The organism is Bradyrhizobium cajani (assembly GCF_009759665.1).
In the GTDB taxonomy this organism is placed as follows: domain Bacteria; phylum Pseudomonadota; class Alphaproteobacteria; order Rhizobiales; family Xanthobacteraceae; genus Bradyrhizobium; species Bradyrhizobium cajani.
Map to the genome: position 1 here is coordinate 43,148 of NZ_WQNE01000007.1, position 23,347 is coordinate 66,494.

Consider the following 23,347-nt stretch of genomic DNA (forward strand, 5'->3'; position numbering starts at 1 on the left):
ACGACATGGCCATAGTGTCCATCGATGGCATCAGCCTGGAGATATCGATTGCTCTCGTCGACGAGCTCGAGGTCGGCGATTGCGTCCTTGTCCATGTTGGCTATGCGCTGGCCAAGATCGATCCGACGGAAGCCGAGCGCACGCTGGAGCTGCTGCAGGAGCTAGGCAGCGCAGGGGAACGCGGATCATGAAATATGCCGACGAATTTCGCGACAAGGCCATCGCGCAGGGAATTGCGCATGCGATTGGCGCCGAGGTTAGTTCGCAAAGAGCCTATCGGTTCATGGAATTCTGCGGCGGGCACACTCATGCGATCTCCCGATATGGCCTGGAGGATCTGCTGCCCGCGAACGTCCGCATGATCCACGGGCCCGGTTGTCCGGTCTGCGTTCTGCCCGCCAGTCGAATCGATATGGCGATCCGGCTTGTCGACCGACCAGAGGTCACTCTGTGCGTCTACGGCGACCTGATGCGCGCGCCTGGGTCGCAAGGACAGTCCCTGTTGCGAGCTAAAGCGCTCGGCGCCGACATTCGGATGGTCTACTCGACGCTCGACGCTATCCGGCTCGCCGAACAGGCACCGAGCCGCGAGGTGGTCTTCTTTGCCATCGGATTTGAGACCACGACGCCCCCGACGGCGGTGATGATCCGAATTGCCGAGAAGAAGCGGCTGAAGGGCCTCAGCGTGTTCTGCAACCACGTGCTTACACCCTCTGCGATGCACAGCATTCTCGAGAACCCCAAAATCCGCGACACCGGCGGGGTTCCAATTGACGGCTTCATCGGGCCTGCACATGTCAGCACCATTATCGGTACGCAGCCTTACGAGCCCCTGGCGGAACAATTTGGCAAGCCGATCGTGATCGCGGGATTTGAACCGCTCGATGTGATGCAGGCGATTCTGATGCTGGTGCGGCAGGTGAACGAAGATCGCTACCAGGTGGAGAACCAATACAGTCGTGCGGTGACACGTGAAGGAAATCGGCGCGCCAAGGACGAGGTATCGCAGATATTCGAACTGCGCGAGCAGTTTGAATGGCGTGGGCTCGGACTCGTACCCAACAGCGGAATGAAGCTGAAACCGGCTTACGCGCAATTCGACGCGGAGGCGCGTTTTGCGATCCACGACCTGCGTGTCGCAGACAATCCGGCGTGCGAGTGCTGCGCGATCCTGCGTGGCGCCAAGCGGCCGGTCGAGTGTAAGCTGTTTGGAACCGTCTGCACGCCGGAAACTCCCATAGGGTCCTGCATGGTATCATCGGAAGGCGCTTGTGCGGCGTATTGGACCTATGGCCGAGTTCGCGATGAACAGTTGAGGCGGACGTCATGAGCGTAAAGGGCTATCAACGCAAGCTCGACCTCGAGAACGGACGAGTTGATCTTTCCCACGGATCCGGGGGCCGGGCCATGGCACAGCTGATCTCCGGCCTTTTCCACCAAGCCTTTGGTAATGAATGGCTCGCCCGCTGCAATGATCAGTCGGCGTTTGACGTTGCGGCAGGCAGGATGGTGATGACGACCGACGGCTATGTGGTCTCGCCGCTGTTCTTTCCGGGCGGCAATATCGGGTCACTGGCTGTGCACGGCACGATCAATGATGTCGCGATGTCCGGCGCTCGTCCCCTCTATCTGTCGGCCAGTTTTATCATCGAGGAGGGCCTCCCGTTTTCTGATCTGAAGGCGATCGCGGATTCCATGGGCGCGGCAGCGCGCAGTGCCGGCGTTTACATCATTGCCGGAGACACCAAGGTCGTCGAGCGCGGCAAGGCGGATGGTTTGTTCATCTCTACGACCGGGATCGGGATTGTGGCCGATGGGCTCGATCTCTCCGCCGACAAGGCAATGGTCGGGGACCGTGTGCTGGTCTCCGGTAGCCTCGGCGATCATGGAGTGGCGGTCATGTCAAAACGCGAGAATGTCGCTTTTCAAACCGAGGTCGTCTCGGATTCCGCGGCGTTGCATAAGCTCGTAGCGGTCATGGTTGCCGCCGGCGGTAGCGGCATCCGGGTAATGCGCGACCCCACGCGCGGTGGGCTTGCCGCAACCCTCAACGAGATTGCGCATCAATCCGAACTCGGGTTCCGTCTGCAGGAAGCATCCATTCCGGTGAAGCCGGCGGTTGCGGCTACCTGCGAACTCCTTGGACTCGATCCTATCCATGTCGCCAACGAAGGCAAGCTCGTTGCGATCGTCGCGCCTGATTTCGCCGATGCCGTGCTTGCAGCCATGAAGGCGCACCCGCTCGGGTCCGACGCAGCTGATATTGGCGAAGCGGTGGCTGACAATCGGAAATTCGTTCAGATGGCGACCAGCTTCGGCGGTCGACGAATCGTCGACTGGTTGTGGGGCGAACAATTGCCCCGGATCTGTTAACACGCCGCGCATCGTCCAGCTTTTGCAAACCAAGTTTATGATCAATGGTCGTGAGCCATCACCCATCACCCCCCATTACTCATTAGCTCTGAAACGATCTCTTAGATGGGCAATCTGTCCAACCGGCAGACTGCGACTTCGCTCTTTAGGCGTGCTGAATATCGGTTGTTAGCTTTTCCACGAGCCGAGAACGCAATTCGAAACGATTTATCGCCATCGCGCAGTTTCGATGGCTAAGCTCAGCGAGCATGGTCACACGATCCGCTCGGTACCCGTGGGTTTGAAATCCTGCGAAGCTTGTCAAATATCGTTGAATTTCTGCGCCGTTTTGACGGCTGCGTCGCAATATCGCTGCGTGCTTCCGATTAGAAAGGCTCTCTAGGCAGGGAGTTTTCAAATGAAGGTCGGAGTCCCCAAGGAAATCAAGGCGCACGAATATCGCGTGGGCCTTACCCCGGGAGCTGTCCGCGAATACGTGGCAGCGGGCCACCGCGTGATGATCGAGACCAATGCCGGCGCTGGCATTGGTGCAACCGATGACGATTATCGCATTGTTGGCGGAACGATTCTACCTTCCGCCGCTGAGGTATTCGCATCGAGCGAGATGATCGTAAAGGTTAAGGAACCTCAGCCGTCCGAGTGGTGTCAGCTGCGGGAAAATCAGATTCTGTTCACTTATCTGCATCTGGCCCCCGACCCGGATCAGGCCAAGGGCCTCCTGAAATCTGGATGCACTGCGATCGCCTACGAGACCGTAACTGATCCGCATGGTGGTCTTCCGCTGCTGGCGCCCATGAGCGAGGTCGCGGGTAGGCTTGCGATCGAAGCGGCGGGCAGCGCCCTGAAGCGGAGTGCAGGAGGACGAGGGCTGTTGATCGGTGGGGTGCCCGGTGTTCAGCCTGCCCGAATCGTGGTGATCGGAGGTGGCGTCGTTGGTACACACGCGGCACGCATGGCGGTTGGTCTGGGCGCAGAGGTGACCATCATCGACCGTTCGATACTCCGGCTCCGCGAGTTGGACGAGCTATTCGAAGGACGCGCTCGCACCAGATTTTCGACTATCGACTCTGTGGAGGAAGAGGTATTTGCGGCGGATGTGGTGATTGGTGCGGTGCTCGTTCCAGGTGCGAGCGCGCCGAAGCTGGTCCGCCGGAGCATGCTGAGCTCGATGCGCAAGAGGGCGGTGCTCGTGGACGTCGCTATCGATCAGGGCGGCTGCTTTGAGACATCGCACCCAACCACGCACGCTGATCCTACTTACGAGGTGGATGGCATCATTCATTATTGCGTGGCCAATATGCCCGGTGCCGTGCCGCTGACCTCGAGCCAGGCCTTGAACAACGCGACGCTGCCGTTTGGTTTGGCTCTGGCCAACAAGGGCTTTTCCGCCGTCCTCGAAAATCCGCATTTGCGCGCAGGCCTCAACGTCCATCGGGGCCGGCTAACTTACGAAGCGGTGGCCGAAAGCCTCGGGCTCCCCTTCTCACCGATCGATCAGGCTGCGGCCTGATCCCAGAGGCCCTATGGGCGTTTCCTCCCTGACTTAGGCCACCCTTCGGGGTGGCTTTTTTTCGGCTCCATCGATCTGCTGACCGGCGCCGGCATGCGTTCGAACTTGTAGCGAAGCGGAGGATCACCAGACGGACGCCTGGCTTCGTCCCCGCACGACGCCAGGCAATGTACTTTCGGTCCATACAGCGCATATGAATGCAGGTTTTGCCAGGTAATCCAAGGCAATTGAGAATGCGTCCTGCGGTCCGCTGCGGGGCCCGCGATCACCGAACCTACTTTGTCTGGTCCGATCGCCGCGTTTCTGATTGTCTGGGGAGAGGCCAACTGGGCCGGTGATGACTGCACAGGTTACCGTGGTGCTGTCGCCGGAGTCGCCGCTGCCCGGTGAGTGAAACCATCAAGATGCGGCTCGGGGTCGACCTGACACACCGGCGGAGAAGCTCTTTTTTGAAGTCGCGCGGCGCATCCATCATCGCTGCGGCACAGCGGCCTTAGAAAGGATCGCAGATCGTTCCCGAGGCTGGCGAACGCGGTTCACCTGATCGCTGACTGCCGTGAGAGCGACCCTGCGCAAACCACGGATCGAGCTCAAGCGACTGTCATGCGCGGTGTAGGATTTGCGACACCGTGTCGAGACGGCGACTTGCGTTCTCGAAATTAGCCCAGACAAAATCAAGTTAAACTGTCTGGCACAAGACTTGAACGCCAGAGACCGTCCCGCAACTTTGGCTCATGGAATCGCAGTGATGGCCTACAAGATAATCGCATCCCAGTGCACCGTCTGCGGTGCATGTGAGTTCGAATGTCCCAATGCCGCGATCAACCTGAAGAACGACATATATGTGATCAATCCGACCCAGTGTACTCAATGTGAGGGGCACTTTGACGCGCCACAATGCGCCGTCGTTTGCCCGGTGCCCGATACGTGCGTGCCGGCATAGGTGGAGTGGCCGATGAGAGAAGCTCGGGCGCGAACATGATGAAAACGCGATCGACAGCCGCCTTTTGGATCTGTCTTCTGTTTCTCTCACTCGCTGGCCCGGAGTCGGCGGCAACTTGCGCGATCGGGTCAGATAGATTGCGGCGGAATCCTCGCCAGCGGGAGTTGTCGTTGCGCGAGTGGAGCGGGCAATGGTAGCCGTACAAGAGACGGTCGAGCGCGTGAAGCGCATCGACGTCGACCAATATCGTTATGGGTTTGAGACCCTGATCGACTCCGAGAAGGCCCCCAAGGGGCTGTCGGAAGCGATCGTAAAATTCATCTCACAGAAGAAGAACGAACCCGCCTGGATGCTCCAGTGGCGGCTCGAGGCCTATCGGCGTTGGCTCACCATGACCGAGCCGACCTGGGCGCGCGTCGACTATCCCAAGATCGACTTCCAGGACCTCTATTACTACGCGGCGCCGAAGCCGAAGAAGTCGGTCTCCTCGCTCGACGAGATCGATCCGGAGATCCTGAAGACCTACGAGAAGCTCGGCATCCCCTTGCGGGAAGTTGCCATGCTCGAAGGCGTCGAGCCCAAGGTGGGCGAGGAAGATCCGGCGCGCCGCAAGATCGCGGTCGATGCCGTGTTCGATTCGGTCTCGGTTGCGACCACGTTCAAGGCCGAGTTGAAGAAGGCCGGCGTGATCTTCATGCCGATCTCGGAGGCGATCCGCGAGCACCCTGAACTGGTGCAGAAATATCTGGGCTCGGTGGTTCCGACCTCGGACAATTTCCACGCGACGCTGAACTCGGCGGTGTTCTCCGACGGCTCGTTCGTCTACGTGCCGCCGGGCGTGCGCTGCCCGATGGAGCTGTCGACCTATTTCCGCATCAACGAGCGCAACACCGGCCAGTTCGAGCGCACGCTGATCATCGCCGACAAGGGCTCCTACGTCTCCTATCTCGAAGGCTGCACCGCGCCGCAGCGCGACGAGAACCAGCTGCACGCCGCCGTGGTCGAGCTCGTCGCGCTCGACGATGCCGAGATCAAATATTCGACGGTGCAGAACTGGTACCCCGGCAATTCGGAAGGCAAGGGCGGCATCTACAATTTCGTCACCAAGCGTGGCGACTGCCGCGGTAACAATTCCAAGATCTCCTGGACCCAGGTCGAGACCGGTTCGGCGATTACCTGGAAATATCCGAGCTGCATTCTCCGCGGCGACAACTCGCGTGGCGAGTTCTACTCGATCGCGATCTCGAACGGCTTCCAGCAGGTCGACTCGGGCACCAAGATGATCCATCTCGGCAAGAACACGTCGAGCCGCATCATCTCCAAGGGCATCGCCGCCGGCAAGTCGCAGAACACCTACCGCGGCCTCGTCACCGCGCACCGGAAAGCGCTAGGGGCGCGCAACTTCACCGCCTGCGACTCGCTGCTGATCGGCGACAAATGCGGCGCGCATACCGTGCCGTACATCGAGGCCAAGAACTCTTCCGCGACGTTCGAGCACGAGGCGACGACCTCGAAGATCTCCGAGGACGTGCTGTTCTACTGCATCCAGCGCGGCCTAAGCGAGGAAGAGGCTGTCGGCCTGGTCGTCAACGGCTTCGTCAAGCAAGTTCTGCAAAAACTGCCGATGGAGTTCGCAGTGGAGGCCCAGAAGCTAATCTCGACCTCGCTCGACGGATCTGTCGGATAACCAAACCTCCCGCGAGCCGCCCTCGAAGGCGGCTCGGCAGACGACATCTCAGGGATCAGACCAGAATGGCGCTACTCGAAATCCGAGATTTGCATGTTGGTGTCGAAGACCGCGAAGTTATTCGCGGCCTCGATCTTAACGTCAATTTGGGTGAGGTGCACGCGATCATGGGGCCGAACGGCTCCGGCAAGTCGACGCTCTCGCATGTTATCGCCGGCAAGCCCGGTTATGAAATCACCGGTGGACAAATCCTGTTCAGGGGCGAGAACCTGTTGCGGACGGAGCCAAATGAACGCGCCGCCAAGGGCGTGTTCCTGGCATTCCAGTATCCGGTCGAGATCCCTGGCGTGACCACCATGAACTTCCTGCGGGCGGCACTGAACGCCCAGCGCAAGGCGCGGGATCAACAGGAATTCTCCACCCCCGAATTTCTGAAAAGAATCCGCGAGGTGGCCGGTTCGCTCAACATTCCCCAGGACATGCTCAAGCGCGGCGTCAATGTCGGCTTCTCCGGCGGCGAGAAGAAGCGTAACGAAATTTTGCAGATGGCGTTGTTCGAGCCGGGTCTGTGCATCCTTGATGAGATCGATTCCGGCCTCGACATCGACGCGCTGCGTATCGTCGCCAGCGGCATCAACACCTTGCGTTCGCCGGAACGAGCGATGATCGTGATCACGCACTATCGGCGGCTTCTCGACCATATCATGCCGGACGTTGTGCACGTGATGTCGAAAGGGCGGATCATGAAGAGCGCCGGCAAGGAACTCGCGCTGGAGCTCGAGGCTTCTGGCTACGCCCAATTCGAAGACGCGGCCTGACGGCTCTAGGGACTCCGATGAAGCAGGTTTTGCCCAAAGCCGACCCCGAACGCGCAATTGGCAATGTTTTCGCTGCGGCGCGTGGACGGCTGCCTGGTGGAGGCCTTGTCCCCCAATCCGGGCGAGCGCATTTGAGGTCTACGAGCGTACCGGCCTTCCGCATCGGGGCATGGAGGACTGGAAATACACAGATCTGCGCGCCCTGATCGGCGGGGTGCTGCCACTCGCTCCGCGACCGGATGCGGAGGCGCTGGTGCGCGCAAAGGTGTCGGCCGAGCGAGTATCTGTCGATCAGGCGGTCAAACTGGTTTTGGTGGATGGTATATTCGCGCCGGAGCTATCCGATCTCGGCAGGCTGAAAAATCAAGTTGTTGTGCGGTCGCTGCGAGAGGTTCTGGAGAATTCGGCCCCTGGCGACATGGCAGGTCTGCTGCTGTCGACGACGAGCGATTCCGCTATCTCGCTAAACGCCGCAATGGCGACAGATGGCCTGGTGATTACGGTCGTCGACGGCAACGCGGTGAAGCGTCCAATTCAAATCGTTCACGTCGCAACCGGAGTGTCGGTGTCCACCTTTACACGCTCGTATCTACAGCTTGGTAAAGGCGCATGCGGCCATCGTGGAAAGTGTCGTCTCGGCTGAACGCGCGAGCGGCTATCAAGCCAACGATGCGATAATCGCCCTGGTTGGTAACGAGGCGAGCCTTTCGCATATCCGCGTCGCAGCCGCTGCCTCTGACGCCGTGAATATCTCGTCTGCGATCATTGCAGTCGGCGCCAGGGCTAAGCTCGACCTCTTCAGCATGACCTGCGGCGGCTCCATCAGCCGCTATCAGGGATTCATCAAGCTGGCTGGCGAGGGAACCAAGGTCTCGGCGAATGGCGTTAACCTCATCAGGGACGAGCTTCACGCCGACACAACGATGGTGGTAGACCACGCCGTGCCACATTGCATCAGTCGGGAGAAGTTCCGCGCGGTCATCGACGATTGCGGCCGCTCGGTATTTCAGGGCCGAATTGTCGTTCGTCCCGCCGCCCAGAAGACAGATGCCAACCTGACGACGCGGGCGTTGCTCCTATCCGACCAGGCCGAGGCCGACAGCAAGCCGGAACTTGAAATCTTGGCTGACGACGTGACCTGCGGCCACGGAGCGACATCGGGTGCGCTGGACAACAGTCTTGTATTCTATCTGCGCGCTCGGGGGCTATCCGAGAAGGATGCGAAGATGTTGCTGATTAAAGCCTTCGTTGGCGAGTCGATCGAGGAGATCACTTCTGAGAATCTGCGCGATTTTGTGACAGCTCAAGCTGAACACTGGCTGCAGGCGGGGCGATGAGCGCACATCCCGCCGTGAGCAATGGCGGTTACGACGTCAACCGTCTACGTACGGACTTTCCTGCGCTCGCCATGACGGTGTACGGCAAGCCGCTTGTTTACCTTGATAACGCTGCATCCGCGCAAAAGCCCAACGCGGTGCTTGACCGTATGATGCAAGTGTACTCCAGCGAATACGCCAACGTTCATCGCGGCTTGCACTACCTCGCTAACGCGGCGACCGAGGCGTATGAAGGCGCCCGTACCAAGGTGGCGCAGTTTGTGAACGCGCGTTCAAACGAAGAGATCATCTTCACTCGGAGCGCCACGGAAGCAATCAATCTGGTCGCCCAGACTTTTGGGCGTGAACGCATTACCCCGGGTGATGAGATCGTTCTCTCGATTATGGAACACCACTCCAACATTGTGCCATGGCACCTTCTCAGGGAACGACTCGGTGCAGTGATCAAATGGGCGCCAGTGGATGATGAGGGCAACTTCTTGCTCGATGATTTTGAGCGGCTGCTGACCCCGCGCACCAAGATGGTTGCAATCACACAAATGTCGAACGTGCTCGGCACGGTATTGCCGGTGAAAGAGGTGGTGAGGATCGCGCATGCTCGTGGTATCCCGGTGCTGGTCGACGGCTCGCAAGCTTGCGTCCACCTGAGCGCCGACGTCTGCGACATGGATTGCGATTTCTACGTCATGACGGGCCACAAACTCTATGGTCCGACTGGGATCGGTGTGCTTTACGGCAAGTCTGAGCATTTGGCATCGATGCCGCCTTTCAATGGCGGCGGGGAGATGATCCGCGAGGTCTCGCGTTCCGGGGTCATTTATGGTGATCCACCACACCGGTTCGAAGCGGGTACGCCGCCGATCGTCGAAGCCATCGGTTTAGGGGCGGCTATCGATTACATCAATTCAATAGGCAAGGTGCAGATCCGCAGGCACGAGAGCGTACTGCTCGCGTACACCCAGGAGAGGCTGGCGGAGATCAATTTCATGCGCATGATCGGGACCCCGGCCGACAAGGGACCGATCATTTCCTTTGATATGAAGGGAGCGCATGCGCATGATGTTGCCACCATCATCGACCGCGCCGGTGTAGCGGTGCGGGCCGGAACCCATTGTGCGATGCCGCTGCTTGAGCGCTTCGGCGTGCTGGCAACGTGCCGTACGTCCCTCGGACTTTACAATACACGCGAAGAGATCGATGTGCTCGTGCGTGCGCTAATCAAGGCGCGGCAGCTGTTCTCGTGATTCGGCGAGCCTACGCTGGATGAGGTCATGCACCTCATCGCATCGCAGCAGGTAAGCACCTGTCGGTCGCAGCAAGCATAGATGGCATTGGCAGGCCTGTGTGGGCCAACCGCTCTTGCGGCCGGTCTTCCTGTGCAGGGCCTTCGGCGAGCACGATCGCAGAGTACTGCGATCGCGGACACGCTCGAGAATTGGGCGGGGCGGGCGATTTCACGCATAGGCAGCCCTTGTTTCATTTCGAACAGCGCCAAACCGAGAGTTTTCTCTGCCCAAAGCTAATGTCGGGTTCGCAACAACACCCCCCGTCACCGCAGGAGGCTCGCTAAGCGATTTTGTTTGCTATGTTTTTTGGTGCTCACGGCACGCTGGCATGCTCGTTGCTAAAGTCTTGTTCAAGAAGTCGCCCTCGTAACAGCTAACCTTTGAAGGACATCAGATGAGTCTCGCCACGACCCAGAGCACCGCAGAAATCAGGGCTCGCAACAAAGAGCTGATCGAGGAGGTGCTGAAGGTCTATCCGGAGAAAACCGCGAAACGGCGTGCCAAGCACCTCAACGTTCACCAAGCCGGCAAGTCAGATTGCGGGGTGAAGTCCAACATCAAATCCATACCTGGCGTGATGACGATCAGAGGCTGCGCCTATGCAGGGTCAAAGGGAGTGGTCTGGGGACCGATCAAGGACATGGTCCATATCAGCCACGGCCCGGTCGGCTGCGGTCAGTATTCGTGGGGCTCGCGACGCAATTATTACGTTGGCACGACGGGCATCGATAGCTTCGTGACCCTGCAGTTCACCTCGGACTTCCAGGAAAAGGATATCGTGTTCGGTGGCGACAAAAAGCTGGTCAAAATTCTTGATGAAATCCAGGAGCTGTTTCCACTCAACAACGGCATCACCATCCAATCGGAATGCCCGATCGGATTGATCGGTGACGACATCGAGGCCGTGTCGAGAGCAAAATCCAAGGAATATGGCGGCAAGACCATCGTGCCGGTCCGTTGTGAGGGCTTTCGGGGCGTGTCGCAGTCACTAGGCCACCACATTGCCAACGACGCGGTGCGCGATTGGATTTTCGACAAGCTCGAGTCCGATGGCAAACCAACGTTTGAGCCGACGCCGTACGATGTTGCGATCATCGGAGACTACAATATCGGCGGCGACGCCTGGTCATCGCGAATTCTACTAGAGGAGATGGGCCTGCGGGTGATCGCGCAGTGGTCTGGCGACGGTTCGCTAGCTGAGCTCGAGGCAACGCCGAAGGCAAAGCTCAACATTCTGCATTGCTACCGTTCCATGAACTACATCTCACGCCACATGGAAGAGAAGTTCGGCATCCCCTGGTGCGAGTACAACTTCTTCGGACCTTCAAAGATCGCAGAGTCGCTGCGCAAGATTGCGGGCTATTTCGACAACAAGATCAAGGAAAGTGCCGAGCGGGTGATTGAAAAGTACCAACCGCTGGTGAACGCCGTGATCGCAAAATATCGCCCGCGCCTGGAGGGCAAGACGGTGATGCTGTACGTCGGCGGGCTCCGTCCGCGTCATGTGATTGGCGCATACGAGGACCTCGGGATGGAAGTCATTGGTACCGGATACGAGTTCGGTCACAACGACGACTATCAGCGCACAGCTCAGCACTACGTAAAGGACAGCACGCTCATCTACGATGACGTCAATGGCTACGAGTTCGAGCACTTCGTCGAAAAGCTCCAGCCTGACCTCGTCGGCTCGGGCATCAAGGAAAAATACGTTTTTCAAAAGATGGGTGTGCCGTTCCGGCAGATGCACTCCTGGGACTATTCGGGCCCATATCACGGCTATGACGGTTTTGCCATCTTTGCGCGCGACATGGACATGGCCATCAACTCGCCGGTCTGGAAGAAAACGAAGGCCCCCTGGAAGGAAGCTTCGAGAGCCAAGCTCCTGGCTGCAGAATAAACCAACTCATCGCGCTCTGTGGGAAGCCGGGGCGACACCAATCTCGATAGTGAAGGACTTCAACAATGGCGCAGAGTGCCGAACACGTGCTCGATCATCTCGAGCTGTTCCGCGGTCCAGAATACCAGCAGATGCTGGCCAAGAAGAAGATATTCGAGAATCCTCGCGATCCCGCCGAGGTCGAACGCATCAAGGAATGGACGAAGACGGCCGAATATCGCGAAAAGAACTTTGCGCGGGAGGCGCTAGCGGTAAATCCGGCCAAGGCATGCCAGCCGCTTGGCGCCGTATTCGCCTCTGTTGGCTTTGAGGGCACGCTGCCCTTCGTCCACGGCTCGCAAGGCTGCGTGGCCTATTACCGCAGCCATCTGTCGCGGCACTTCAAGGAGCCTTCTTCCTGCGTCTCCTCGTCGATGACGGAAGACGCTGCCGTATTCGGCGGCCTGAACAACATGATTGACGGGCTCGCGAACAGCTACAACATGTACAAACCCAAGATGATTGCGGTCTCGACGACCTGCATGGCCGAGGTGATTGGCGATGACCTAAACGCCTTCATCAAGACGTCGAAAGAAAAAGGCTCGGTGCCGGCAGACTTCGACGTGCCATTCGCCCATACGCCGGCGTTCGTCGGCAGCCACGTCACCGGTTATGACAATGCGCTCAAGGGCATTCTGGAGCATTTTTGGGACGGTAAGGCCGGCATAGCGCCGAAGCTGGAGCGCAAGCAGAACGGGGCGATCAACATCATTGGTGGGTTCGATGGCTATACCGTCGGGAACCTTCGCGAGATCAAGCGCATCTTGGCGTTGATGGGCATCCAGCACACGATTCTCGCGGATAATTCCGAAGTCTTCGATACTCCGACAGACGGCGAATTCCGGATGTATGACGGAGGCACGACGCTAGAAGATGCGGCCAACGCGGTTCACGCCAAGGCGACGATTTCCATGCAGCAGTGGTGCACCGAAAAAACACTGCCATTCGTGGCTGAGCATGGCCAGGACGTCGTATCCTTCAACTACCCGGTGGGCTTATCCGCAACGGATGACTTTATCGTGGCGCTGTCACGCATCAGTGGCAAGGATATTCCCGAGCAACTCGCGCGAGAACGTGGCCGCCTGGTCGACGCCATCGCTGACTCCAGCGCGCATATCCATGGCAAGAAGTTCGCGATCTATGGCGATCCGGATCTTTGCTATGGGTTGGCTGCGTTTCTGCTCGAGCTCGGTGCCGAACCGACCCATGTACTGTCCACGAATGGCAGCAAGGCATGGCACGAAAAAATGCAGGTGCTGCTTGCAAGCTCGCCATTTGGGCAGGGCTGCCAAGCCTATCCGGGCCGAGACCTCTGGCACATGCGCTCACTCCTGTTCACTGAGCCAGTCGATTTTCTGATTGGCAACACCTACGGCAAGTATCTGGAGCGCGATACTGGAACGCCACTGATCCGCATCGGCTTTCCGGTTTTTGATCGGCATCACCATCACCGCTCCCCCCTATGGGGCTATCAGGGCGGCCTGAATGTGCTGGTGAAGATCCTGGACAAGATCTTCGATGAGATGGACAAGAAGACAAACGTTCTTGGCAAAACTGACTACAGCTTCGACATCATTCGTTGATGAGCGACCGTGGCGCGTGCCATCGCCAATAACTCGGCGATGGCACAAGCACACGACCGTTGACCATGCAATTAGTTTGCGCTGAGAGGAAAAGGGATGAGTTCACTAGCGGCCACGGTCCAGAATATTTTTGACGAGCCGGGCTGCGCCAAAAACGGCAGTAAGTCGGAGGCTGAACGCAAGAACGGCTGCACCAAACAACTGCTGCCGGGTAGCGCTGCTGGTGGCTGTGCTTTCGATGGCGCCAAGGTTGCGCTGCAGCCGTTCACCGATGTCGCTCACTTGGTACATGGTCCGATCGCGTGCGAAGGTAATTCCTGGGACAATCGCGGCGCGGCGTCGTCAGGCTCGAATCTGTGGCGCACCTCGTTCACAACAGATTTGAGCGAAACCGATATTGTATTCGGAGGCGAGAAGCGGCTCTGTAAAGCGATCAAGGAGATCATCGACAAGTGCGACCCGCCCGCCATCTTCGTCTATCAAACCTGCATCCCGGCCATGATAGGCGACGACGTCAACGCAGTTTGTAAGGCAGCATCGCAAAGGTTCGCAAAGCCGGTGATCCCGATCAATTCCCCGGGCTTCGTCGGCTCGAAGAACCTCGGTAACAAGCTCGCCGGCGAAGCATTGCTCGACCATGTGATCGGGACGCAAGAGCCAGACTACACCACCCCGTACGATATCAACCTAATTGGGGAATACAACCTTTCGGGAGAGCTCTGGCAAGTGAAGCCATTGCTAGACGAACTTGGAATACGGATTCTCTCCTGCATCTCCGGCGATGGCAAGTATCACGAAGTCGCTTCATCCCATCGCGCGCGGGCGGCGATGTTGGTGTGCTCAAAGTCCATGATCAACGTCGCACGCAAGATGGAGCAACGCTACGGGATTCCGTTCTTCGAGGGGTCGTTCTACGGTATTCAAGATTCGAGCGAATCGCTGCGTCAGCTTGCGCGTTTATTGGTTGAGCGCGGCGCGCCTGCAGATCTGCTCGGGCGAACTGAAGCGGTGATCGCGCGCGAGGAAGCGTGGGTCCGGGCTGCGATAGGGCCGTACAAGCCACGATTTGAAGGCAAGAGGGCGTTGTTGATTACCGGCGGCGTCAAGTCATGGTCGATCGTTGCGGCACTCCAGGAAGCTGGGCTTGAGCTAGTCGGGACCAGCGTCAAGAAATCAACCAGGAATGACAAGGAGCGCATCAAGGAGCTCATGGGGCGGGATGCCTACATGATTGAGGACATGACTCCGCGCGAAATGTATAAGATGTTGAAGGACGCAAAAGCGGACATCATGCTGTCGGGCGGCAAGTCGCAGTTCGTCGCGCTGAAAGCGGCGATGCCCTGGCTCGATATCAACCAGGAGCGTTGCCACGCCTATATGGGCTATGTCGGAATGGTCAAGCTGGTGGAGGAGATCGATAAGTCGCTCTCCAGTCCGATGTGGGAGCAGCTACGTCGACCGGCCCCATGGGAGGCATTGGCCAAGGCGATGGAGCAGATGCCATCGCCGGTGGCCGCGATCGCGTGCGATCCGGCACTCGCCGAAACCGCGCGCCGCGCGAGGAAGATCTGCGTGTGCAACGCGGTCGATTTAGGCACGATTGAGGATGCAATCTACGCGCACGGCCTGAGCAGCGTCGCAGCTGTGAGAGAGCATACCAATGCGGTCGGAGGCTGCTGCCGGAGACGCATCGAAGGTATCTTGGTGTCCGACCCATCTGTCATGCGACAGGCCGCAGAATAGGGAGGCGTCATGGCCATCGTCACGGCGCCGACGAAAGCCTGCGCTGTCAACCCGTTGAAGATGAGTCAGCCGATCGGCGGCGCATTCGCCTTCATGGGGCTGCGCGGGGCGATGCCGCTTCTGCACGGCTCCCAGGGATGCACATCCTTCGGGCTCACGCTTTTCGTCCGGCATTTCAAAGAGGCAGTACCGCTGCAGACCACCGCGATGAGCGAGGTCGCGACCGTACTCGGCGGTTATGAGAATCTCGAGCAGGCGATACTGAACATCTACAACCGTACCAAGCCAAAAATCATCGGAATCTGCTCGACCGGTGTCACCGAGACCAACGGCGACGATGTGGATGCCTACCTCACGCTAATCCGTTGCAAGCATCCCCAACTCGCAAAGTTGCCACTGGTGTATGTCTCGACGCCTGATTTCAAGGGCGCGTTCCAGGACGGCTGGGGGAAGGCTGTGGCACGCATTGTAGAGGTGCTGGTGGAAGAGCCCGGCGCCAATGGACTGCCTGACCCATTGAAAGTGAATGTTCTGCCGGGATGTCACCTCACGCCCGGCGATATTGATGAACTCCGTGTCATACTGGAAGATTTCGGGTTGTGCCCGTCCTTCCTCCCTGACGTAGCAGGATCGCTCGATGGACATATCCCCGATGAGTTTACGCCAACGACCATCGGCGGCATCGGCGTCGACGAAATTGAGAGCATGGGCCGCGCCGGATGGACGATTGCAATCGGGGCGCAGATGCAGCGTGCGGCAGAGGTCATGCAGGTCAAGACCGGCGTGCCTTTTCGTATCTTCGAGCGGCTGTGTGGTCTCTGTCCAAACGACGAATTCATGACGTTCTTGAGCGAGATCAGCGGCCGCCCCATACCCTTGAAATATCGGCGGCAGCGCGGTCAGCTCGCCGATGCAATGCTGGACGCGCACTTCCATATTGGCGGTCGCAAAGTTGCTATCGGCGCTGAGCCAGACCTTCTGTTCGATGTGTCCGGCATGCTGCACGACATGGGCGCGCAGGTGACGGCGGCCGTGACGACCACTCAGTCGGAGGTGATCGAGCGGATCAAGGCCAAGGAGGTACTCATTGGCGATCTCGAGGATCTGGAAGGGCTTGCCAAAACACACCATTGCGACCTGCTGATCACGCATTCGCATGGCAGACAAGCGGCGGCTCGGCTGAAATTGCCGTTCTATCGCACGGGTTTTCCGATGTTCGATCGACTTGGGGCGGGACACCAACTATCCGTGGGCTATCGTGGTACCCGCAATCTGATCTTTGAAATCGCCAACCTCGTGATCGCGCACCGCGAGGAAAACGATCAGCCTACACCCGATAGATGGCGGACTGCGGCCGGTCTGCCACGATGCTCGGGGTATCGCAGCTCCACCGGCGCGGCTGGGAGGTCGGTTGCATGAAGGTCGCGTTTGCCACTCAGGACATGAGTCGGGTCGATGCCCATTTTGGTTGGGCAAAGAATATCGCAATCTACGACGTCGCGCCTGGCGGGCACGTGTTTCTCAAAGCGATTGAGTTTCAGGGCGACCTTAAGGAAGACGGCAACGACGATAAGTTGGCGCCAAAGATCGAGGCGATCAAGGATTGCGCGATTCTTTACGTCGCCGCCATCGGCGGTGCCGGGGCTGCGCGAGTGGTGGCCAACAAGGTTCATCCTATCAAGGTGAACAAACCAGAAAGCATTCTGGTGTTGCTCGAAAAACTCGAGCGCGTATTGAACGGCACGCCACCCCCCTGGCTACGCAAGGCCATGGCAAAGGACCGACGGCGTACGTTCAAGTTCGACGAATGAGGTGATATGACCGCCAAAATAAAGCAGCAGGGCAGCGCCGTCGACGCGCCATTCCTCAAGGAGTTGATCAAGATTTGGCGTGCTCAGGATACCAACGGAGCCTGGGAGGCAAAGAGTGATCTTGACCTGCTCGAACCCTATATCTTGGACAAGCAGAAAAGGCGCGCATTGCCGATTATCGGTGATCCCGATCCCCATACACTGTGGCGGCTTAAGCTGTTCTTCGATGCGGTCGCGCTCTCGATCGAGAGGGAGACCGGCGGGATGATCCAGCCGATTCTGGATCTGCATCATGAAGGCTTCGGCCGCATGGTGCTTATCTCAGGCCGGCTGATCGCCGTGAACAAGCAGCTGCGCGATGTGCATCGCTTTGGATTTGATAGTTTCGTAAAGCTCGCGCAGGAGGGCGACAAATATGTCAGCGAAGGAATTGACCTAATTCGGAAATTTCCTCAGGTGGCGAACTATTGGGGATACTCATGAGCGATCGTGAAACACTAAAGGCCGAACTAAGGAAAGTATCCGCCAAGGCAATACAGGCGAAGATGGATCTGCACGACCTTTCCGAAGAATTGCCCATCAACTGGACTTCGATCATGTTGGTGGCGCAGAAGGCGTACGATGCCTATGCCGAACTTGAGCGCAAGGGCCTCGACTTGAAGGCGCTTGAAAAGACTTAAAGGGGCAATGCATGTCGTTTCAAACACGAGACGGACGCGACTGGACGCCACAATACCTGACCTCGATCGATCCAAAGAAGTGCATCGGCTGTGGCCGCTGTTTCAAGGTGTGCGGTCGAGATGTCATGACGTTGAAAGGAAGCAGCCAGGAGGGCGAACTTGTCGAGCTCGATGACGACGAGGACGATGAGATCGAAAAGAAGATTATGGTTCTGAATGATCAAGGCGCCTGCATTGGCTGCGGTGCATGCGCCAGGGTTTGCCCGGCCAACTGCCAGACTCACACTTCAGCCGTACCTGAAGCGGCGTGAGCTAACACACTCGTCGTGTTGCGGCAGGCGAGATATTGGTGAGGAAAGGTGGAATTTTGATCAGGTGAACTCGTGATGAGGACGGCGCGCCAGAAGGATCTCGATTAAACATCGAATAGCAAGATCGAGCGAGCTGAAGGGTAAGCATTGCCTGGTGATGGTTGTGCGCGGCTATGGTATGTCGGTACAGTAGCCGTTGCTCACAAATCACTCGTCTCCAAGGTCCGCCCTTTCGTTAGAAGGCGAACCGCGCCTCCCGCAGCGCTAAGTAGATCGAAGTGCATGTCACGATGGAGTCCGAAGAGCATAGTGCAAAGCAGGTAGCCACTGCGTCGGCCGATTTGGTCCGAGGGAATGCTGTGAATGTCTGCTTGCGATCAGCAGAAGCTTACTTGTCCGCCGCGCCGCCGATCGTGGACAATGATGCTGCCTAGATGGTCGATTCTATTGAGAACGTGATGTGCCGGGAACACATTAGTTGGTCTTTTTGCGCACGCCCGGTGGCGGACGACATTTCGCTGCCCAGTACGCAGGCGTTGCGATAGAGCACGCAGACATCGAGAGCACATCGCAAATCAACACGGATCACTTCGCACGCAGGTCTCTAATTGTCGTTGCGCGGGTACCTCGTCGGGCCGGGTGCCCATCTGCTGATAGGAACCGGGCAGTCATTATCATTAGTCGTCGGTCTCTTTGACGGACCGGCAGCCGACGATCTTGCGTGCGATTCCACCCACAGATCGCGGCTTGTCGCAGCGACTATCTGTAACTCACAGTGCGTCGGGTAGTCGCGCCGATGTGCGCAGAGTACTTTGGTCAGGTTGTGGTCAGTTAGGAATTCTATCCTGACCAGCAGAGCTTGCACGGCACGAGCTCAATTGCGTGCAACTTTGCCGATAGGAGAGCGCTCTCATGTATGGCAGAAGCGTAGGCTCATCCAGCCAGTTCACAACCGGTAACCAAACTGACGATTCGTCAGAAGGGGGAGATAATCCCCGGTTTGCGGAAACAGTTGCAGGAATGGAGCGAGGTGGGTCGTCATCCGAACCAGCGGCGTCATACTCTCTCGTTTCCGAACCACCCATTAGAGAGATCGACCGAAAGTCCTTCTTGCGGGGCGTTGAGAGATTCTTGCGAAATGATATCAGGTACATCGCCGCGAACCCAGAAGAGTACTCGGACTTCGTCTCCCAGAAGGCTGAGCGCGCAGCGACGGTTGCTGGAAGTTACGCCAACACCTACGACGATCCAAATAAGCCAGCACGATTTTACAGCTACCAGTTGGGCCACGAAATTGTCGGGCTTCTAAGAGCAGGAGGCCCGGCTCTGATTAAAGGAGACCATTTTCAGCAGCAGTTTGGGCGCAACGATATCACATCCGTCGTAGATCTTAGGGTGACTCATCCGCTTGTCGAGAACGCTGGCGATATCTTGCTAGAACATCAACTGCGAGAGGACGGGGACCATCCGCTGATCTTGTCGCGGCCGGCCCTAGCGGGCATGGAACCTCGTCTAGAGGACATGGGTTTTGTTCACGTGGGTCGTAACCACTGGGTGCTTGATCCTCACCAGCGCCCCGATGTATGGGCGAAGAACGAGAACGACGAGTGGCAGCGCGTAGGCAAGCCTACGAAGTATCTTTCCGAAGATGGCGGCAGTGGTGTCGGTCCTCAGAGAAGCTACCAAACGGACTCGTCGGACGATGACCCTTCATTTTACTTGGAGCGCGCTCTTACGGAGATGCACATGGAGTAAATTCGCTGCAATAGCAGCAACGGGCCTGAAATGACGGACATTTGACCGTTCTATCCCGGCTCAACGGTCTTGCTCCAAAGGGGGCGCACGCTCGCTGCGTCGCCTCCGCCGGCTCAAACGTCCGTTCAACCTTTCTCCGAAGGCGCTTACGAAGTTACGGTGGGATGCGATCTGAGGGGGCGTAATGGGGGCTCCCTGCGGAGTGGCCATCAACGAGCAGCAACGACCGGCCACCGCAGGCAGCTATCCGGCCAATGGTGCAGAGGGCTTGGACCCGAAAGCTGCAGCTGCACGACCTTCATGGAAACGGCCGCAAGTCCCTTGTCGAACTGCTTCTGAATTATGCGTCGGGTAATTGGGTGAGTCAGCAATGGGGGCTCGCGCGTTGGATTGCCACAGACACTATCAGCCCGGCACTTGTACGATTCTTGCACGTTGATTGCACAGCGACAATGAAAAGCATCTTGCAATGAATGGGTGATAAATGAAGCCAAATCCCATCTACGCGATCTGCAACTTTAAGGACATTCCGAGCCGCCAGGCCATGGGATTCCACCTTATGATCGTCGATGATGACGGCAATCACCAGCCGTGGTCCATCATTGTTGTGCGCTGGGGCAAAAAGGTGCTTGGCTACGCTAACAAATGCCCGCACAGCGGCGTCAATTTGGACTGGGAGCGGAACGAATTCCTCGATCCATACGGCATCCGGCTGATGTGCGGCAAGCATGGTTCGACCTTCGAACTCGGCACCGGCCGGTGCGTCGAAGGTCCATGTCAAGGCGGAGCCCTCACGCCGATCGCGTTGGCAGTTCTGGATGATGATATCTGCGTCGTTGGTGTGCATCTTGTCGAAGACGATGCATCGGCCAACAACTGAAGACCGCGCTCAGACCGGCCGGTTCTCGTTGCGGTTTTTCACGGGCTCCATCCTCTTTAGTCCGTCCTCGTACGAGATCTCCTCATAAGACAGGTCGAGATCCTTTGCGGCATCGAGGAGGTAATCAAGCTTGCCGCCCGGATCGAGCTTCTTGATTTCGTCCTTGTTGAGCCCGACCAGGTCCATCATCTCCTTCCAAACCGTGGATTCATCGCACGGTAGGACGTGGAAGCTAATGTCACCGAACCTCACTCGGTACTTCGCCAGTAAATCAATGTTGTTGCAGAAAATGAAGTAGATGCCGGTTGGGCTCAAGGCGCCATCAAGGACGGTCGTGACGTCAGCGAGATACGCGAAGGAATGCAGGTAGCCGGCCAGCACCGGAATAGTGCATTCGCCGTCCTGCGCGATCGTCAACACCTGCTCAATCGAATAGTCGGGCGGCCGTTTTTCGTCCGCGACCTGAGTCTGGAATTTTAGCGCCACGTCGCCGCGAAAGCCGAACCGGCCCGGCTTGGTAGTCCCGCCTTTGAGTACGGCATTGAGCAAGCGGCCCTCCTTCTCAAGTCTGCCGAGTGCGGTGTTCTCGATTGCAGTCATTAAACTCTTCCTCGATCTAAGCTCTTCACCGACGGCTTGGCCGGTGCTAGATGCGATGCAAATTGCTTGCCGTTGCATGAGTAGGGGCCTTCGCCGTAGCTTAGAACGAAAACGCGTCAGTGGCTGCGCTCGCGTCAAGGAGCCTTGTCGGGAACGCGACATCCGTTCCAAAGCCAACAGGCGCGATCCGAAAAAGGGAGCGTCATCAAGCGTCTGCGCGCTGGCACGTGACTTGCCCTCAGCAGCTAGATCCAAGCTGATGAGGGAAAGCCGTGATTAACCTGACGGATAGCGCAGTGAATGCAATCAAGAGCGCGATTTCATCGTCGACGCACCCGACCGGCGGTCTGCGCGTCATGATCGAAGCAGGCGGCTGCAATGGATTCAAATATAAGATGGGTCTGGTCGAAGAACCGAAACCTGGCGACACCGTGATCGAGTGCGACGGGCTGAAGGTGTTCGTCGATAACAAGAGCTGTGAGCATTTGATCGGCACGACCATTGATTTCGTGATCGCAATGGAGAGTTCTGGCTTTACTTTTCACAACCCGAATGCCACCGCGAACTGCTCATGCGGAAAATCGTTCAGCTGATGAAACAAATCGTCCAGCTGCTGAGGAGAAAACATCGAAGCATACCGGCCGAACCGGGAAAACTGAGGCAATCGTCGTCCACTGCGACAAATCGAGAGCGTCGCCTTCGCAGCGCAGCCGAAGAGATCCGCCCCAATCTGCAACGCGTCGGTGGCGACTGTCACCTGATCGGGATCGATGGCAGCAGAGCCATGGTCAGGCTGACCGGTGCCTGCACGTTGTGTAAGCTTTCGAGCCTGACGCTGAAAAGCGTTCAGGCGCGGCTGGTGAGTAAACTCGGCGAATTAGTTGGCCTGATCCCCGTCGCTGCTGCAGGCGAGGTAGTAGATTGAACGAAAATAGAGTGCCGATTTACCTCGATAACAATGCAACGACGCGGACCGACCCATCTGTCTTGCAAGCCATGTTGCCGTTCTTCACCGAGCAATTCGGCAATGCCTCGTCCACGCATGCCTTTGGCAGCGAGGTCGCAGTCGCTGTGAGGCAGGCCCGGCGGAGCTTGCGGGGCCTGCTAGGGAACGCATACGATCATGAAATCGTTTTTACCTCGGGAGGGACCGAGGCCAATAATGCCGCGGTCCTCTCAGCGCTTGCGACACAGGACGACCGGGACGAGATCGTCACCACCTCAGTTGAGCACTCCGCTGTTCTTGCGCTAACCGAGCAATTGACGACAAGAGGAGTCAAGACACACATCGTACCCGTAGATGCGCGCGGCCGGCTCGATATCGAGGCGTTTCGCGGCGCACTCGGGCCACGCACAGCGATTGCCTCGGTTATGTGGGCCAACAACGAGACCGGAACGATGTTTCCCGTGCGGTTTCTCGCCGGGTTGACCCGTGAGGCGGGCGCGCTGTTTCACACTGATGCGGTCCAGGCCATCGGTAAGGTGCGCGTGAACCTAAAGGACAGTGCCATCGACATGCTCTCGCTATCCGGGCACAAACTGCACGGCCCCAAGGGGATCGGCGCGCTATATTTGCGCACAGGGACAAAATTCCGGCCGCTGATCTGCGGCGGATCACAGGAACGAGGGCGTCGCGGCGGGACTGAGAATATTCCCGGCATTGTCGGTCTGGGAAAGGCCGCCGAGCTTGCGGCGGAGCGGCTCGAATCGGAGCGCGTGCGCATTGGCACGTTGCGCGACCGCCTTGAGCATGGAATTTTGCAAATTGGCGAGTGCGTCGCGCTCGGCGATCTCAGCAATCGATTAGGGAACACGGCCAATATTGCTTTCGATCGTCTCGAAGGCGAAGCCATCGCCCACCATCTCAATAAGGCGGGCATTGCCGTGTCGCTCGGATCAGCCTGCAACGCCGGCTCAATGCAGCCATCGCATGTTCTGCGTGCCATGCAGGTGCCGGCGTGGCGGATGCGTGGCGCGGTGCGCTTTTCTCTGTCGCGTGAAACCTCCGTCGCGGAGGTCGATGAGGTCGTGTGCGCAGTGTCCGACATCGTGGCTCGCCTGCGCGCCACCTCCGCCGTCGCAGTCAAGGAGTAG

Annotated in this window: 22 protein-coding genes and 1 pseudogene; 22 read left to right on the forward strand and 1 reads right to left on the reverse strand. The window is 58.1% G+C overall.

All coding sequences use genetic code 11. From position 1 onward, the window contains the following. Window positions 1-5: 5 nt before the first annotated feature. The 19 genes and pseudogenes from GPL20_RS11215 to GPL20_RS11305 all read left to right on the forward strand — a co-directional run bounded on the left by GPL20_RS11215 (window position 6) and on the right by GPL20_RS11305 (window position 20,653). Window positions 6-191, forward strand: coding sequence for a HypC/HybG/HupF family hydrogenase formation chaperone (locus GPL20_RS11215; RefSeq protein WP_309143192.1), 186 nt, complete (start codon window positions 6-8; stop codon window positions 189-191). Then, window positions 188-1,330, forward strand: coding sequence for a hydrogenase formation protein HypD (hypD, locus tag GPL20_RS11220; protein WP_157329595.1), 1,143 nt, complete (start codon window positions 188-190; stop codon window positions 1,328-1,330). Before GPL20_RS11215 ends, hypD begins: the two co-directional genes overlap by 4 nt. Further along, window positions 1,327-2,373 (forward strand): hydrogenase expression/formation protein HypE, encoded by a 1,047-nt coding sequence (hypE, locus tag GPL20_RS11225; protein ID WP_157329596.1) that lies wholly within the window; start codon window positions 1,327-1,329, stop codon window positions 2,371-2,373. Before hypD ends, hypE begins: the two co-directional genes overlap by 4 nt. Before the next feature lie 397 nt (window positions 2,374-2,770). After that, a complete protein-coding gene (ald, locus tag GPL20_RS11230; RefSeq protein WP_157329597.1) occupies window positions 2,771-3,883 on the forward strand; it encodes an alanine dehydrogenase in 1,113 nt (370 codons plus the stop codon). Between the two features lie 748 nt (window positions 3,884-4,631). Then, entirely contained in the window at window positions 4,632-4,826 is a 195-nt protein-coding gene (locus GPL20_RS11235; protein WP_091956552.1) for a 4Fe-4S binding protein, read from the forward strand. Window positions 4,827-5,016: 190 nt separating this feature from the next. Next, window positions 5,017-6,513 carry a Fe-S cluster assembly protein SufB gene (gene sufB / locus GPL20_RS11240; RefSeq protein ID WP_157329598.1) on the forward strand — a complete coding sequence of 499 codons (1,497 nt, stop codon included), beginning with the start codon at window positions 5,017-5,019 and terminating at the stop codon, window positions 6,511-6,513. Window positions 6,514-6,578: 65 nt separating this feature from the next. Then, window positions 6,579-7,331 (forward strand): Fe-S cluster assembly ATPase SufC, encoded by a 753-nt coding sequence (sufC, locus tag GPL20_RS11245; protein ID WP_157329599.1) that lies wholly within the window; start codon window positions 6,579-6,581, stop codon window positions 7,329-7,331. A gap of 17 nt (window positions 7,332-7,348) precedes the next feature. Then, window positions 7,349-8,668, forward strand: a pseudogene (gene sufD, locus GPL20_RS11250) (Fe-S cluster assembly protein SufD). After that, a complete protein-coding gene (locus tag GPL20_RS11255) occupies window positions 8,665-9,912 on the forward strand; it encodes a cysteine desulfurase (RefSeq protein WP_100233581.1) in 1,248 nt (415 codons plus the stop codon). Before sufD ends, GPL20_RS11255 begins: the two are co-directional and overlap by 4 nt. A gap of 436 nt (window positions 9,913-10,348) precedes the next feature. Further along, window positions 10,349-11,851: a nitrogenase molybdenum-iron protein alpha chain gene (nifD, locus tag GPL20_RS11260; protein WP_157329600.1), complete on the forward strand. Its 1,503-nt coding sequence runs from the start codon at window positions 10,349-10,351 to the stop codon at window positions 11,849-11,851. Between the two features lie 65 nt (window positions 11,852-11,916). Beyond that, window positions 11,917-13,473: a nitrogenase molybdenum-iron protein subunit beta gene (gene nifK, locus GPL20_RS11265; RefSeq protein WP_157329601.1), complete on the forward strand. Its 1,557-nt coding sequence runs from the start codon at window positions 11,917-11,919 to the stop codon at window positions 13,471-13,473. Window positions 13,474-13,569: 96 nt separating this feature from the next. Further along, window positions 13,570-15,216 carry a nitrogenase iron-molybdenum cofactor biosynthesis protein NifE gene (gene nifE, locus GPL20_RS11270; RefSeq protein WP_157329602.1) on the forward strand — a complete coding sequence of 549 codons (1,647 nt, stop codon included), beginning with the start codon at window positions 13,570-13,572 and terminating at the stop codon, window positions 15,214-15,216. A 9-nt stretch (window positions 15,217-15,225) separates the two neighbouring features. After that, window positions 15,226-16,635 (forward strand): nitrogenase iron-molybdenum cofactor biosynthesis protein NifN, encoded by a 1,410-nt coding sequence (gene nifN, locus GPL20_RS11275; RefSeq protein WP_157329603.1) that lies wholly within the window; start codon window positions 15,226-15,228, stop codon window positions 16,633-16,635. Beyond that, entirely contained in the window at window positions 16,632-17,027 is a 396-nt protein-coding gene (nifX, locus tag GPL20_RS11280) for a nitrogen fixation protein NifX (protein WP_157329604.1), read from the forward strand. The genes nifN and nifX overlap by 4 nt, the downstream gene beginning before the upstream one ends. 6 nt (window positions 17,028-17,033) lie before the next feature. Further along, window positions 17,034-17,510, forward strand: coding sequence for a NifX-associated nitrogen fixation protein (locus GPL20_RS11285; protein ID WP_157329605.1), 477 nt, complete (start codon window positions 17,034-17,036; stop codon window positions 17,508-17,510). Beyond that, window positions 17,507-17,707 (forward strand): CCE_0567 family metalloprotein, encoded by a 201-nt coding sequence (locus tag GPL20_RS11290; protein WP_092218307.1) that lies wholly within the window; start codon window positions 17,507-17,509, stop codon window positions 17,705-17,707. The genes GPL20_RS11285 and GPL20_RS11290 overlap by 4 nt, the downstream gene beginning before the upstream one ends. An 11-nt stretch (window positions 17,708-17,718) precedes the next feature. Further along, window positions 17,719-18,018 carry a ferredoxin III, nif-specific gene (fdxB, locus tag GPL20_RS11295; protein ID WP_157329606.1) on the forward strand — a complete coding sequence of 100 codons (300 nt, stop codon included), beginning with the start codon at window positions 17,719-17,721 and terminating at the stop codon, window positions 18,016-18,018. A gap of 1,020 nt (window positions 18,019-19,038) precedes the next feature. Further along, window positions 19,039-19,773: a host specificity protein gene (locus GPL20_RS11300; protein WP_157329716.1), complete on the forward strand. Its 735-nt coding sequence runs from the start codon at window positions 19,039-19,041 to the stop codon at window positions 19,771-19,773. A 484-nt stretch (window positions 19,774-20,257) separates the two neighbouring features. After that, on the forward strand, window positions 20,258-20,653 hold the full coding sequence (locus GPL20_RS11305; RefSeq protein WP_157329607.1) for a Rieske (2Fe-2S) protein: 396 nt from the start codon (window positions 20,258-20,260) through the stop codon (window positions 20,651-20,653). A gap of 9 nt (window positions 20,654-20,662) precedes the next feature. Here GPL20_RS11305 and GPL20_RS11310 read toward each other — a convergent pair whose 3' ends face one another. Next, a complete protein-coding gene (locus GPL20_RS11310; RefSeq protein WP_157329608.1) occupies window positions 20,663-21,253 on the reverse strand; it encodes a hypothetical protein in 591 nt (196 codons plus the stop codon). 272 nt (window positions 21,254-21,525) lie between these two features. On the opposite strand from GPL20_RS11310, the gene GPL20_RS11315 reads away from it, so the two are divergent. Genes GPL20_RS11315 through nifS form a run of 3 tightly spaced genes read left to right on the forward strand, consistent with a single transcriptional unit; the run spans window position 21,526 to window position 23,347 of the window. Then, complete coding sequence (locus tag GPL20_RS11315; protein ID WP_254124907.1) at window positions 21,526-21,846, forward strand: HesB/IscA family protein; 321 nt, start codon at window positions 21,526-21,528, stop codon at window positions 21,844-21,846. Continuing rightward, the gene (locus tag GPL20_RS11320; RefSeq protein ID WP_246250339.1) at window positions 21,825-22,178 is read left to right on the forward strand and encodes a NifU family protein; all 354 of its coding nucleotides are present in this window, start codon (window positions 21,825-21,827) and stop codon (window positions 22,176-22,178) included. The genes GPL20_RS11315 and GPL20_RS11320 overlap by 22 nt, the downstream gene beginning before the upstream one ends. Further along, entirely contained in the window at window positions 22,175-23,347 is a 1,173-nt protein-coding gene (gene nifS / locus GPL20_RS11325) for a cysteine desulfurase NifS (RefSeq protein ID WP_157329609.1), read from the forward strand. The genes GPL20_RS11320 and nifS overlap by 4 nt, the downstream gene beginning before the upstream one ends.

Bases quoted from the DNA above. Each gene is read 5' to 3' on its own strand.
- GPL20_RS11215 (WP_309143192.1), top strand. From the start codon at position 6: ATGGCCATAGTGTCCATCGATGGCATCAGCCTGGAGATATCGATTGCT.
- hypD (WP_157329595.1), top strand. From the start codon at position 188: ATGAAATATGCCGACGAATTTCGCGACAAGGCCATCGCGCAGGGAATT.
- hypE (WP_157329596.1), top strand. From the start codon at position 1,327: ATGAGCGTAAAGGGCTATCAACGCAAGCTCGACCTCGAGAACGGACGA.
- ald (WP_157329597.1), top strand. From the start codon at position 2,771: ATGAAGGTCGGAGTCCCCAAGGAAATCAAGGCGCACGAATATCGCGTG.
- GPL20_RS11235 (WP_091956552.1), top strand. From the start codon at position 4,632: ATGGCCTACAAGATAATCGCATCCCAGTGCACCGTCTGCGGTGCATGT.
- sufB (WP_157329598.1), top strand. From the start codon at position 5,017: ATGGTAGCCGTACAAGAGACGGTCGAGCGCGTGAAGCGCATCGACGTC.
- sufC (WP_157329599.1), top strand. From the start codon at position 6,579: ATGGCGCTACTCGAAATCCGAGATTTGCATGTTGGTGTCGAAGACCGC.
- GPL20_RS11255 (WP_100233581.1), top strand. From the start codon at position 8,665: ATGAGCGCACATCCCGCCGTGAGCAATGGCGGTTACGACGTCAACCGT.
- nifD (WP_157329600.1), top strand. From the start codon at position 10,349: ATGAGTCTCGCCACGACCCAGAGCACCGCAGAAATCAGGGCTCGCAAC.
- nifK (WP_157329601.1), top strand. From the start codon at position 11,917: ATGGCGCAGAGTGCCGAACACGTGCTCGATCATCTCGAGCTGTTCCGC.
- nifE (WP_157329602.1), top strand. From the start codon at position 13,570: ATGAGTTCACTAGCGGCCACGGTCCAGAATATTTTTGACGAGCCGGGC.
- nifN (WP_157329603.1), top strand. From the start codon at position 15,226: ATGGCCATCGTCACGGCGCCGACGAAAGCCTGCGCTGTCAACCCGTTG.
- nifX (WP_157329604.1), top strand. From the start codon at position 16,632: ATGAAGGTCGCGTTTGCCACTCAGGACATGAGTCGGGTCGATGCCCAT.
- GPL20_RS11285 (WP_157329605.1), top strand. From the start codon at position 17,034: ATGACCGCCAAAATAAAGCAGCAGGGCAGCGCCGTCGACGCGCCATTC.
- GPL20_RS11290 (WP_092218307.1), top strand. From the start codon at position 17,507: ATGAGCGATCGTGAAACACTAAAGGCCGAACTAAGGAAAGTATCCGCC.
- fdxB (WP_157329606.1), top strand. From the start codon at position 17,719: ATGTCGTTTCAAACACGAGACGGACGCGACTGGACGCCACAATACCTG.
- GPL20_RS11300 (WP_157329716.1), top strand. From the start codon at position 19,039: ATGGAGCGAGGTGGGTCGTCATCCGAACCAGCGGCGTCATACTCTCTC.
- GPL20_RS11305 (WP_157329607.1), top strand. From the start codon at position 20,258: ATGAAGCCAAATCCCATCTACGCGATCTGCAACTTTAAGGACATTCCG.
- GPL20_RS11310 (WP_157329608.1), bottom strand. From the start codon at position 21,253: ATGACTGCAATCGAGAACACCGCACTCGGCAGACTTGAGAAGGAGGGC.
- GPL20_RS11320 (WP_246250339.1), top strand. From the start codon at position 21,825: ATGCGGAAAATCGTTCAGCTGATGAAACAAATCGTCCAGCTGCTGAGG.